This is a genomic window from Escherichia sp. WS3227_2 (assembly GCF_046486495.1).
Lineage (GTDB): Bacteria > Pseudomonadota > Gammaproteobacteria > Enterobacterales > Enterobacteriaceae > Escherichia > Escherichia coli.
Genome location: NZ_JBJQLG010000001.1, coordinates 650,778 through 664,021, shown reverse-complemented (window position 1 = coordinate 664,021; position 13,244 = coordinate 650,778). Strand labels below are relative to the sequence as shown.

Annotated in this window: 9 protein-coding genes; 6 read left to right on the top strand and 3 right to left on the bottom strand. The window is 54.4% G+C overall.

What is annotated here, in order from left to right; all coding sequences use genetic code 11:
- The first annotated feature begins 93 nt into the window (after positions 1 to 93).
- The 6 genes from nanR to nanQ all read left to right on the top strand — a co-directional run bounded on the left by nanR (position 94) and on the right by nanQ (position 5,569).
- Positions 94 to 885, top strand: a complete 792-nt coding sequence (nanR, locus tag ACJHXB_RS03230; protein WP_000523844.1) for a transcriptional regulator NanR — start codon at positions 94 to 96, stop codon at positions 883 to 885.
- Between the two features lie 121 nt (positions 886 to 1,006).
- A complete protein-coding gene (nanA, locus tag ACJHXB_RS03225) occupies positions 1,007 to 1,900 on the top strand; it encodes an N-acetylneuraminate lyase (protein WP_000224714.1) in 894 nt (297 codons plus the stop codon).
- Positions 1,901 to 2,008: 108 nt separating this feature from the next.
- Complete coding sequence (nanT, locus tag ACJHXB_RS03220; RefSeq protein ID WP_000108458.1) at positions 2,009 to 3,499, top strand: sialic acid transporter NanT; 1,491 nt, start codon at positions 2,009 to 2,011, stop codon at positions 3,497 to 3,499.
- A gap of 47 nt (positions 3,500 to 3,546) precedes the next feature.
- Positions 3,547 to 4,236, top strand: a complete 690-nt coding sequence (locus ACJHXB_RS03215) for an N-acetylmannosamine-6-phosphate 2-epimerase (protein WP_000054239.1) — start codon at positions 3,547 to 3,549, stop codon at positions 4,234 to 4,236.
- The gene (gene nanK / locus ACJHXB_RS03210) at positions 4,233 to 5,108 is read left to right on the top strand and encodes an N-acetylmannosamine kinase (protein ID WP_001559999.1); all 876 of its coding nucleotides are present in this window, start codon (positions 4,233 to 4,235) and stop codon (positions 5,106 to 5,108) included. Before ACJHXB_RS03215 ends, nanK begins: the two co-directional genes overlap by 4 nt.
- The gene (gene nanQ, locus ACJHXB_RS03205; RefSeq protein ID WP_000979889.1) at positions 5,105 to 5,569 is read left to right on the top strand and encodes an N-acetylneuraminate anomerase; all 465 of its coding nucleotides are present in this window, start codon (positions 5,105 to 5,107) and stop codon (positions 5,567 to 5,569) included. The genes nanK and nanQ overlap by 4 nt, the downstream gene beginning before the upstream one ends.
- A gap of 59 nt (positions 5,570 to 5,628) precedes the next feature.
- Here nanQ and ACJHXB_RS03200 read toward each other — a convergent pair whose 3' ends face one another.
- From ACJHXB_RS03200 to gltB, 3 genes are all read right to left on the bottom strand, one after another.
- Entirely contained in the window at positions 5,629 to 6,756 is a 1,128-nt protein-coding gene (locus tag ACJHXB_RS03200; protein WP_000445119.1) for a YhcG family protein, read from the bottom strand.
- A 183-nt stretch (positions 6,757 to 6,939) separates the two neighbouring features.
- Positions 6,940 to 8,358, bottom strand: coding sequence for a glutamate synthase subunit GltD (gene gltD, locus ACJHXB_RS03195; RefSeq protein ID WP_000081646.1), 1,419 nt, complete (start codon positions 8,356 to 8,358; stop codon positions 6,940 to 6,942).
- A gap of 12 nt (positions 8,359 to 8,370) precedes the next feature.
- Positions 8,371 to 12,831, bottom strand: coding sequence for a glutamate synthase large subunit (gene gltB / locus ACJHXB_RS03190; RefSeq protein WP_032159278.1), 4,461 nt, complete (start codon positions 12,829 to 12,831; stop codon positions 8,371 to 8,373).
- Positions 12,832 to 13,244: the final 413 nt, after the last annotated feature.

Here is a 13,244-nt window from a genome sequence, read left to right as displayed (position 1 = left end):
ATGAGGCACAAAGAGAAAACCCTGCCATTTTCCCCTACTTTCAATCCTGTGATAGGATGTCACTGATGATGTTAATCACACTGACCTTACAGAATGGGCCTTATGAACGCATTTGATTCGCAAACCGAAGATTCTTCACCTGCAATTGGTCGCAACTTGCGTAGCCGCCCGCTGGCGCGTAAAAAACTCTCCGAAATGGTGGAAGAAGAGCTGGAACAGATGATCCGCCGTCGTGAATTTGGCGAAGGTGAACAATTACCGTCTGAACGCGAACTGATGGCGTTCTTTAATGTCGGGCGTCCTTCGGTGCGTGAAGCGCTGGCAGCGTTAAAACGTAAAGGTCTGGTGCAAATAAACAACGGCGAACGCGCTCGCGTCTCACGTCCTTCTGCGGACACCATCATCGGCGAGCTTTCCGGCATGGCGAAAGATTTCCTTTCTCATCCTGGCGGGATTGCCCATTTCGAACAATTACGTCTGTTCTTTGAATCCAGCCTGGTGCGCTATGCGGCTGAACACGCCACCGATGAGCAAATCGATTTGCTGGCAAAAGCACTGGAAATCAACAGTCAGTCGCTTGATAACAACGCGGCATTCATTCGTTCAGACGTTGATTTCCACCGCGTGCTGGCGGAGATCCCCGGTAACCCAATCTTCATGGCGATCCACGTTGCCCTGCTCGACTGGCTGATCGCCGCACGTCCAACCGTGGCTGATCAGGCTCTGCACGAGCATAATAACGTTAGCTATCAACAGCATATTGCGATCGTTGACGCGATCCGCCGCCACGATCCCGATGAAGCCGATCGCGCGTTGCAATCGCATCTCAACAGCGTCTCTGCTACCTGGCACGCCTTCGGTCAGACCACCAACAAAAAGAAATAATGCCACTTTAGTGAAGCAGATCGCATTATAAGCTTTCTGTATGGGGTGTTGCTTAATTGATCTGGTATAACAGGTATAAAGGTATATCGTTTATCAGACAAGCATCACTTCAGAGGTATTTATGGCAACGAATTTACGTGGCGTAATGGCCGCACTCCTGACTCCTTTTGACCAACAACAAGCACTGGATAAAGCGAGTCTGCGTCGCCTGGTTCAGTTCAATATTCAGCAGGGCATCGACGGTTTATACGTGGGTGGTTCTACCGGCGAAGCCTTTGTACAAAGCCTTTCCGAGCGTGAACAGGTACTGGAAATCGTCGCCGAAGAGGCGAAAGGCAAGATTAAACTCATCGCCCACGTTGGTTGCGTCAGCACTGCTGAAAGCCAACAACTTGCGGCATCGGCTAAACGTTATGGCTTCGATGCCGTCTCCGCCGTCACGCCGTTCTACTATCCTTTCAGCTTTGAAGAACACTGCGATCACTATCGGGCAATTATTGATTCGGCGGATGGGTTGCCGATGGTGGTGTACAACATTCCTGCCCTGAGCGGGGTAAAACTAACCCTGGATCAGATCAACACCCTGGTTACGCTGCCTGGTGTCGGCGCGCTGAAACAGACCTCTGGCGATCTCTATCAGATGGAACAGATCCGTCGTGAACATCCTGATCTGGTGCTCTATAACGGTTACGACGAAATCTTCGCCTCTGGTCTTCTGGCGGGCGCTGATGGTGGTATCGGTAGTACCTACAACATTATGGGCTGGCGTTATCAGGGGATTGTGAAGGCGCTGAAAGAAGGCGATATCCAGACCGCGCAGAAGCTGCAAACCGAATGTAATAAAGTCATTGATTTACTGATCAAAACGGGCGTATTCCGCGGCCTGAAAACGGTCCTGCATTATATGGATGTCGTTTCTGTGCCGCTGTGCCGCAAACCGTTTGGTCCGGTAGATGAAAAATATCTGCCAGAACTGAAAGCGCTGGCCCAGCAGTTGATGCAAGAGCGCGGGTGAGTTGTTTCCCCTCGCTCGCCCCTACCGGGTGAGGGGAAATAAACGCATCTGTACCCTACAATTTTCATACCAAAGCGTGTGGGCATCGCCCACCGCGGGAGACTCACAATGAGTACTACAACCCAGAATATCCCGTGGTATCGCCATCTCAATCGTGCACAATGGCGGGCATTTTCCGCTGCCTGGTTGGGATATCTGCTTGACGGTTTTGATTTCGTTTTAATCGCCCTGGTACTCACCGAAGTACAAGGTGAATTCGGGCTGACGACGGTGCAGGCGGCAAGTCTGATCTCCGCAGCCTTTATCTCTCGCTGGTTCGGCGGCCTGATGCTCGGCGCTATGGGTGACCGCTACGGGCGTCGTCTGGCAATGGTCACCAGCATCGTTCTCTTCTCGGCCGGGACGCTGGCCTGCGGCTTTGCGCCAGGCTACATCACCATGTTTATCGCTCGTCTGGTCATCGGCATGGGGATGGCGGGTGAATACGGTTCCAGCGCCACCTATGTCATTGAAAGCTGGCCAAAACATCTGCGTAATAAAGCCAGTGGTTTTCTGATTTCCGGCTTCTCTGTGGGGGCCGTCGTTGCCGCTCAGGTCTATAGCCTGGTGGTTCCGGTCTGGGGCTGGCGTGCGCTGTTCTTTATCGGCATTTTGCCAATCATCTTTGCTCTCTGGCTGCGTAAAAACATCCCGGAAGCGGAAGACTGGAAAGAGAAACATGCTGGTAAAGCACCAGTACGCACGATGGTAGATATTCTCTACCGTGGTGAACATCGCATTGCCAATATCGTAATGACACTGGCGGCGGCTACTGCGCTGTGGTTCTGCTTCGCCGGTAACCTGCAAAATGCCGCAATCGTCGCTGTTCTCGGGCTGTTATGCGCCGCAATCTTTATCAGCTTTATGGTACAGAGTACGGGCAAACGCTGGCCAACGGGCGTAATGCTGATGGTGGTCGTGTTGTTTGCTTTCCTCTATTCATGGCCGATTCAGGCACTGCTGCCAACGTATCTGAAAACCGATCTGGCTTATAACCCGCATACTGTCGCCAATGTGCTGTTCTTTAGTGGCTTTGGCGCGGCGGTGGGGTGCTGCGTCGGTGGCTTCCTCGGTGACTGGCTGGGAACCCGCAAAGCGTACGTTTGTAGTCTGCTGGCCTCGCAGCTACTGATTATTCCAGTATTTGCGATTGGCGGCGCAAACGTCTGGGTGCTCGGTCTGTTACTGTTCTTCCAGCAAATGCTTGGACAAGGGATCGCCGGGATCTTACCGAAACTGATTGGCGGTTATTTCGATACCGACCAGCGTGCAGCGGGCCTGGGCTTTACCTACAACGTCGGCGCATTGGGCGGTGCACTGGCCCCAATCATCGGCGCGTTGATCGCTCAACGTCTGGATCTGGGTACTGCGCTGGCATCGCTCTCGTTCAGTCTGACATTTGTGGTGATCCTGCTGATTGGTCTGGATATGCCTTCCCGCGTTCAGCGTTGGCTGCGCCCGGAAGCATTGCGTACTCATGACGCTATCGACGGCAAACCATTTAGCGGTGCCGTGCCATTTGGCCGCGCCAAAAACGATTTAGTCAAAACCAAAAGTTAATCCTGTTGCCCGGTCTCTGTACCGGGCCTTTCGCTAAGGGAAGATGTATGTCGTTACTTGCACAACTGGATCAAAAAATCGCTGCTAACGGTGGCCTGATTGTCTCCTGCCAGCCGGTTCCGGACAGCCCGCTCGATAAACCCGAAATCGTCGCCGCCATGGCATTAGCTGCAGAGCAGGCGGGTGCGGTCGCCATTCGCATTGAAGGTGTGGCAAATCTGCAAGCCACGCGTGCGGTGGTGAGTGTGCCGATTATCGGGATTGTGAAACGCGATCTGGAGGATTCTCCGGTACGCATCACGGCCTATATTGAAGATGTCGATGCGCTGGCGCAGGCAGGCGCGGACATTATCGCCATTGACGGCACCGATCGTCCGCGTCCGGTGCCTGTTGAAACGTTGCTGGCACGTATTCACCATCACGGTTTACTGGCGATGACCGACTGTTCCACGCCGGAAGACGGCCTGGCATGCCAAAAGCTGGGAGCCGAAATTATTGGCACTACGCTTTCTGGCTATACCACGCCTGAAACGCCAGAAGAGCCGGATCTGGCGCTGGTGAAAACGTTGAGCGACGCCGGATGTCGGGTGATTGCCGAAGGGCGTTACAACACGCCTGCTCAGGCGGCAGATGCGATGCGCCACGGCGCGTGGGCGGTGACGGTCGGTTCTGCCATAACGCGTCTTGAACACATTTGTCAGTGGTACAACACAGCGATGAAAAAGGCGGTGCTATGACCACACTGGCGATTGATATCGGCGGTACTAAACTTGCCGCCGCGCTGATTGGCGCTGACGGGCAGATCCGCGATCGTCGTGAGCTTCCTACGCCAGCCAGCCAGACACCAGAAGCCTTGCGTGATGCCTTATCCGCATTAGTCTCTCCGTTGCAAGCTCATGCGCAGAGGGTTGCTATCGCTTCAACCGGAATTATTCGCGACGGCAGCTTGCTGGCGCTAAATCCGCATAATCTTGGTGGATTGCTACACTTTCCGTTAGTCAAAACACTGGAGCAGCTTACCGATTTGCCGACCATTGCCATTAACGACGCGCAGGCCGCAGCATGGGCGGAGTATCAGGCGCTGGAAGGCGATATAACCGAGATGGTGTTTATCACCGTTTCCACTGGCGTCGGCGGCGGTGTAGTGAGCGGCGGCAAACTGCTTACCGGCCCTGGCGGTCTGGCGGGGCATATCGGGCATACGCTTGCCGATCCGCATGGTCCAGTCTGCGGCTGTGGACGCACAGGTTGCGTGGAGGCGATTGCTTCTGGTCGCGGCATTGCAGCGGCAGCGCAGGGGGAGTTGGCTGGTGCGAATGCGAAAACTATTTTCACGCACGCCGGGCAGGGCGATGAGCAGGCGCAGCAACTGATTCACCGCTCCGCGCATGTGCTGGCAAGGCTGATCGCTGATATTAAAGCCACAACTGATTGCCAGTGCGTGGTGGTCGGTGGCAGCGTTGGTCTGGCAGAAGGGTATCTGGCGTTGGTGGAAACGTATCTGGCACAGGAGCCAGCGGCATTTCATGTTGATTTACTGGCGGCGCACTACCGCCATGATGCAGGTTTACTTGGGGCTGCGCTGTTGGCCCAGGGAGAAAAATTATGATGATGGGTGAAGTACAGTCATTACCGTCTGCCGGATTACATCCTGCGTTACAGGACGCGTTAACACTAGCCTTAGCTGCCAGACCGCAAGAAAAAGCGCCGGGTCGTTACGAATTACAGGGCGACAATATCTTTATGAATGTCATGACGTTTAACACTCAATCGCCCGTTGAGAAAAAAGCGGAGCTGCACGAGCAATACATTGATATCCAGCTGTTATTAAACGGTGAGGAACGGATTCTGTTTGGCACGGCAGGCACTGCGCGTCAGTGTGAAGAGTTCCACCATGAGGATGATTACCAGCTTTGCAGCGCCATTGAGAACGAGCAAACCATCATCTTAAAACCGGGAATGTTTGCCGTGTTTATGCCTGGAGAACCGCATAAGCCGGGATGCGTTGTCGGCGAACCTGGTGAGATTAAAAAGGTGGTAGTGAAGGTTAAGGCTGATTTAATGGCTTAAAACTTAGTTCGTTTTAAAGATTCTGCAGACACTGTCTGCAGAATTCGAAATTGCTGAAATTATCGGCGTCTATAGCCTTCCTCTAGCACCGCCTGTGTTCGAACGAGTTCATCCGCGAGTCGTTTTTCATCAGGTAGTTGCATCTTATATTCGCTCGCCAGAACGGTGTTAGGCAAACCTGCCAGAGCATAATGTGCTTCTCCGGCTCCTTTCTCTGCACAGAGAACCAGACCGATGGGCGGATTTTCATCCGGTAGCGTCCAGTGCTCTTTGGCGTAGTTGAGATACATATTCATCTGTCCGGCATCGCTATAGCTAAATTTGCCCACTTTTAGATCGACGATTAGCAGGCAGCGTAAACGGCGGTGGAAAAACAGCAGATCGACCCGAAACCAGTTGTCATCAATGCGTAACCTTCGCTGCCGACCAACAAAGGCAAAATCATCCCCAAGTTCCAGCATGAAATCCATCAGGTGGTTGATCAGCGCCTCCTCAAAATCAGATTCTGAGTATTCATCTTTCAACTCCAGAAATTCGAGCACAAAGGGATCGCGTATCGCCTGTTGCGGAAGAATATGCATCTCGGCAGGAGCGTGTTGTTGCAGCATGGCTGATTTGTCATGTGACAGTAGTGTTCGCTCATAAAATTGGGTCGCAATTTGCCGCTCTAGCTGGCGAACAGACCAGCCACAGCGGAGCGTCTCTTTTTCATAAAAGCTGCGGGCGTCAGCGTTTTTAACAGAAAGCAAACGGACGTAAGTGGACCAGGGCAGGGGGAAAGATTTGGCAGACAGCGTCTGCCAAATCTTTGCCGATGGGAATTCTGCAGATGGTGTCTGCGGAATTCCCAATGGTGTTAATTCGCCAGACACTGTCTGGCGAATTTCAACATGTTGAAAAAAGAGGTAAAAAAGCCTCATTTGGCGTAAGTTTTTTGCAGAGAACCCACGCTTAAACCTTAGACTTAAATCCTTTGATAGTCGCTTGATTAGCTGCGCACCATACGCAGCCCTGGCCTCGCCACCTTGTTCAAATTCGACAATTCGTCGGCCAATTTCCCAGTATGTCGCGGTCATCAGCGCGTTAACGCTACGTACCGTTTCCGTTCGGGCGCTATCGACCAGATGAATAATGCCGTCGTGGATTTGCTGGTAGCCTGCTGTGGTTCCTTCTGAGAGCGATTCCATTATCTGTCCCTTAATATGGCGCAGTGTTGAATAATGGAATCAGCTATACGCCGGGCATCTGCCGGTAACAATCCAGATGTGCGTATTACATTGGTTTTCTTCAGATTATGCGAGGCGCTTTCCAGAACGAAAGGAGAATTTCAGCGCCGACTCTTTTCTGAGGAGGCGGCGCTGGGACAGAGCTTAAACTTCCAGCCAGTTCATAATGCCGTCTGCCGCTTTGCGACCTTCGGCGATGGCGGTAACGACCAGATCGGAACCACGGACGATATCGCCGCCAGCAAAGATTTTCGGGTTACTGGTCTGGAAGGCGTTGTCGCTGCCTTCCGGGGCGATGATGCGGCCTTGTGAATCCAGCTCGACGCTGTGTTTTGCCAGCCATTCCATGTTGTGTGGACGGAAACCAAACGCCATGATCACCGCATCTGCCGGAACGATATGTTCGGAACCTGCCACGATCTCCGCGCGGCGACGGCCTTTGGCATCCGGTTCGCCCATTTCGGTACGTACCATTTTTACGCCGCTGACTTTGCCGTTACCGTTCACTTCAATCCCCAGTGGCTGGACATTGAATTTGAACTCTACGCCTTCTTCTCGCGCGTTTTTCACTTCGCGGCGGGAACCTGGCATGTTCTCTTCATCACGACGATAGGCACAGGTAACGTGCTTCGCTCCCTGGCGTACAGACGTACGCACGCAGTCCATCGCAGTGTCGCCACCGCCAAGTACCACCACGCGTTTGCCTTCCATGCTGACGAACGGTTCTTCGCGGGTTTCGCCAAAGCCCATTAACTGTTTGGTGTTGGCGATAAGGAACGGCAGCGCTGCGTACACGCCATCGGCGTCTTCGTTTTCCAGCCCGCCGCGCATTGACTGATAAGTCCCGACGCCAAGGAACACGGCATCGTAATCACTCAGCAGATCGTCCAGCTGTACGTCGCGGCCCACTTCGGTATTGAGTTTGAATTCAATACCCATGCCGGTGAAGATTTCACGGCGGCGCGTCATTACCTCTTTTTCCAGCTTGAAAGCCGGAATACCGAAGGTCAGCAATCCGCCAATTTCCGGGTGACGGTCGAAGACGACCGCTTTTACGCCGTTGCGCGTCAGAACATCCGCACACGCCAGACCCGCCGGGCCAGCGCCGATAATCGCCACTTTTTTACCGGTCTGTTTCACGCCGGACAGATCCGGACGCCAGCCCATTTCGAACGCTTTATCGTTGATATAACGCTCAATGTTGCCGATGGTCACAGCGCCAAACTCATCGTTCAGGGTGCAGGAACCTTCGCACAGACGGTCTTGCGGGCAGACACGTCCGCATACTTCCGGCAGGGTGTTGGTCTGGTGCGACAGTTCCGCCGCTTCAAAAATACGCCCCTCGTTGGCGAGCTTCAGCCAGTTCGGGATGTAGTTGTGTACCGGGCATTTCCACTCGCAGTATGGGTTGCCGCACGACAGGCAGCGGTCAGCCTGCGCTTTGGCCTGGCCTTCGGAAAACGGCTCGTAAATTTCAACAAACTCAATTTTACGGATCTTCAGCGGTTTCTTTGGCGGATCAACGCGCTGCAGGTCGATAAATTGATAAACATTCTGACTCATTGTTGCTACCCCTTACTGCGCCTGCACGCGCAACTCTGCTGCGCTACGACTACGGTGACCCAGCAGTGCTTTTACATCACTGGACTTCGGTTTAACCAGCGCGAATTTCGTGGCGAAGGTTGACCAGTTCGCCAGAATCTCTTCACCGCGCTGGGAACCGGTATGCTGCACATGCTCGGTGATAAGACCGCGCAGATGCTCTTCATGGATCGCCAGATCGTCAACGCTTAAGACCTCGACCAGTTCCGGGTTAACGCGTTTGCGGAAATCGCCGCTTTCATCGAGAACGTAAGCGAAGCCTCCGGTCATACCCGCGCCGAAATTCACGCCGGTTTTACCCAGAATACAGACAATACCGCCCGTCATATATTCACAGCCATTGTCGCCAATGCCTTCTACCACGGTGATAGCACCGGAGTTCCGCACGCCGAAACGTTCACCCGCGCGGCCTGCGGCATACAGACGACCACCGGTCGCGCCATACAGGCAGGTGTTGCCGATAATACTTGCTTCATGGCTGCGGAAGGCTGAGCCAACCGGAGGGCGAATGGCGATTAAGCCGCCCGCCATGCCTTTACCGACATAGTCGTTGGCATCACCGGTCAGGTACAGTTCCACGCCGCCCGCGTTCCACACACCGAAGCTCTGGCCTGCGGTGCCGTTGAAGTACGCTTTGATCGGATCGGCTGCCAGACCCTGATCGCCGTGCGTCTGGGCGATATAGCCTGAAAGCGACGCGCCGACAGAACGGTCGGTGTTGCGAATATCGAACCAGAAGGTTTTGCTCTGACGCTCATCGACAAACGGTTTTGCCTGTTGCAGCAACTGTGCGTTCAGCAGGCCGTTATCAAACGGCGGGTTGTTTTCGGTACAGTAGAGCGCCTTACCTGGATGCGGCTCAGCGGTCTCCAGCAGTTTCGACAGCGCCAGTTTCTGCTGTTTGGCGGTGAAACCGTCCAGCTCTTTCAGCAGGTCGGTGCGACCAATCAGATCCACCAGACGCGTTACCCCCAGCTGTGCCATCAGCTCGCGGGTTTCACGGGCGATAAACTCAAAGTAATTGGTCACCTTGAACGGCAGGCCGTGATAGTGATTCTTACGCAGTTTGTCATCCTGAGTTGCTACACCCGTGGCGCAGTTGTTCAGATGGCAAATTCGCAGATATTTACAACCGAGCGCGACCATTGGGCCAGTGCCGAAGCCGAAGCTTTCTGCGCCGAGAATCGCCGCTTTGATGATATCAACGCCCGTTTTCAGGCCGCCATCAACCTGCAAACGAATTTTATGACGTAAACCGTTGGCAACCAGCGCCTGTTGGGTTTCAACAAGCCCCAGCTCCCACGGACAGCCTGCGTATTTCACCGATGAAAGCGGACTTGCGCCGGTGCCGCCGTCATAGCCTGCGATGGTGATTAAATCGGCATAAGCTTTCGCCACGCCAGTCGCGATGGTGCCTACTCCCGGTTCGGAAACCAGCTTCACGGAGATCATCGCTTTCGAGTTAACCTGCTTGAGGTCGAAAATAAGCTGCGCTAAGTCCTCGATAGAGTAGATATCATGGTGCGGCGGCGGGGAGATCAGCGTCACTCCGGGCACCGAATAGCGCAGTTTGGCGATGTAAGGCGTGACTTTATCGCCCGGTAACTGACCGCCTTCGCCCGGCTTCGCGCCCTGGGCGACTTTAATCTGAATGACGTCGGCATTGACCAGGTACGCCGGAGTAACGCCGAAGCGACCGGACGCCACCTGCTTGATGCGCGACACTTTGTTAGTGCCATAGCGCGCCGGGTCTTCGCCGCCTTCACCGGAGTTCGAGTTACCGCCGATGCTGTTCATCGCTTCAGCCAGCGCCTCGTGGGCTTCCGGGCTTAACGCGCCGATAGACATCGCAGCGGTATCGAAGCGTTTAAACAGTTCGCTTGCCGGTTCAACATCGGCAATGTTGACTGCGTTTTCACCCGGCGTAATTGCCAGCAGATCGCGTAGCGTGGTTGCCGGACGCTCATTAACCAGCTTCGCGTATTCCTGATAGTCGCTATACTCGCCGCTTTGTACCGCCTGCTGCAGTGTGCGCACCACGTCCGGGTTGTAGGCGTGGTATTCGCCGCCGTGCACATATTTCAGCAGGCCGCCCTGGCTGATGGGCTTGCGCGCCAGCCAGGCACGTTTCGACAGATTCAGCAGATCCTGCTGGAAGTCTTCAAAGCTCGCCCCGCCAATGCGGCTAACCGCGCCCTGGAAGCACAGGCCTACGACATCATCGTGCAGACCGACCGCTTCAAACAGTTTCGAGCAGCGGTAAGAGGCGATGGTGGAGATGCCCATTTTGGACATGATTTTGTACAAGCCTTTGTTGATGCCGTTACGGTAGTTGAGCATCACGGTACGATAATCTTTGGCAATCGCGTGGGTGTCTACCAGGCGGCCCAGCGTTTCATAGGCAAGGTACGGATAAATAGCCGTCGCACCGAAGCCCAGCAACACGGCGAAATGGTGCGGATCGCGGGCGCTGGCGGTTTCGACGATGATGTTGGCATCGCAACGCAGGCTTTGCTCGACCAGACGGGTCTGGATCGCGCCAACCGCCATCGGGGCTGGAACCGGCAGGCGATCTTTAGCGATATTCCTGTCGGAGAGCACCAGCAACACGGTGCCGCTACGTACCATTTTTTCAGCTTTGTCGCACAGCTCTTTGACCGTCGCTTCGAGCGTGGTTTTGGTGACGTCAAAGGTGATATCCAGTGTATCTGCGCGGTAGTGCTCCTCTTTCATCGTCGTGAGCTGTTTGAAATCGGAGTAGAGCAGAATCGGCGATTTAAAACTTAAACGGTGCGCCTGGCCCTCTGCTTCACAGAAGACGTTCATTTCACGCCCGATGCTGGTGGCGAGCGACATAACATGCGCTTCACGCAGCGGGTCGATTGGCGGGTTAGTCACTTGGGCAAATTGCTGGCGGAAGTAATCGTAAATAATGCGCGGCTGACTGGAGAGCACGGCGAATGGGGTGTCGTCGCCCATCGAACCGACCGCTTCCTGACCGTTTTCGCCCAGTACGCGAATTACGGAGTCCAGTTCTTCCGCGCTGTAGTTAAACTGTTTCTGGTAGCTGGCAAGTGTGTCGTCGTCCAGTTCGCGGCTACCCACTTCTTCATCGGGCAGATCTTCAAACGGTACCAGTCGGCGGACGTTTTTCTCCATCCACTCTTTATATGGATGGCGGCTTTTCAGATCGTCATCGGTTTCTGCCGAGTGCAGAATACGCCCACTGCGGGTGTCGATAACCATCAGTTCGCCTGGCCCGACGCGGCCTTTTTCGACCACTTCGTCAGGCTGATAATCCCAGATACCGACTTCAGAGGCGCAAGTAATGAGCTTATCTTTGGTGATGACGTAGCGCGCCGGACGCAGACCGTTACGGTCGAGGTTACAGGCGGCAAAACGACCGTCAGACATCACGATGCCTGCCGGGCCATCCCACGGCTCCATATGCATGGAGTTAAAGTCAAAGAAGGCGCGCAGTTCCGGGTCCATATCCGGGTTGTTCTGCCAGGCAGGTGGCACTAATAGACGCATGGCACGGATGATATCCATCCCGCCTGCCAGCAGGAGTTCCAGCATGTTATCCATCGAACTGGAGTCAGAACCGGTTTCGTTGACGAACGGCGCGGCGTCGTGCAGGTCAGGGATCAGCGGCGTCTGGAATTTATAGGTACGTGCGCGCGCCCATTGGCGGTTACCGGTGATGGTGTTGATTTCACCGTTATGCGCCAGGTAGCGGAACGGCTGCGCCAGCGGCCAGCGCGGTACGGTGTTAGTGGAGAAGCGCTGGTGGAACAGGCAAATGGCCGATTCCAGACGCAGGTCCGCAAGATCCAGATAAAAGCGCGGCAGATCCGCCGGCATACACAGACCTTTATAAATATTGACCAGATTCGACAGGCTACAGACGTAGAAGTCTTTGTCGGCTTCGAGACGCTTTTCAATGCGGCGGCGGGCGATAAACAGACGGCGCTCCATATCGCGCGGACGCCAGCCTGCCGGGGCGTTCACAAAAATTTGCTCAATGCGTGGCAGAGAGGAGAGGGCGATTTCACCCAGCACGCCTTCGTTAGTGGGGACATCACGCCAGCCCACAATCGACAACGTTTCGCGTTGCAGCTCTTCTTCAACGATGCGGCGTGCGGCAGCGGCGAGCTCAGGATCTTTATTCAGGAAGAGCATCCCGACGGCGTAGTTTTTCGCTAAACGCCAGCCGCGCTCCTGCGCAACGATGCGAAAAAAGCGATCCGGTTTTTGTAACAGCAAGCCGCAACCGTCACCGGTTTTACCATCGGCGAGAATCGCGCCACGGTGCTGCATGCGGGCCAGTGCGTGTATTGCAGTACGCACTACCTTGTGGCTAGGTTCGCCTTCTATGTGGGCGATCAGGCCGAAACCACAGTTATCCCTCTCAAGGGATTTATCGTACAACATATCGTGAACCTCCCCCAGGCTCTGCGGGAACCCCACTTCCGAACCGCTGCGCACGGGCACAGAAAGAGCGTGGCGACGGGGGTTGCGTGTCATACGCGCGCCTCGCATTCGCCCCCTTGTTGTCCTTTTCGCATCGGTTAATACGGTGAAGAGGGGATCTCAATTACTGCATAAATATGATGAGCAGGCTGCTCATCCAGAAAGCTTCCAGCGGATTTCCAACTTATCGGGAAAGCTGATACAGGTCAAATGGCAAGCTTATTGGTACAGAAATGTGCTTTAGCGCAAAATTCTTTATTAATTAGCTGAAATTAAAATAGATTTTCTCTTTAAGGCTAAAAGGGGAGTCGTTAGAGAAACTGCCAATTCCTGACTGTCATAAAGGCGTGTTAACCCTTATCCTGCCTTGAACT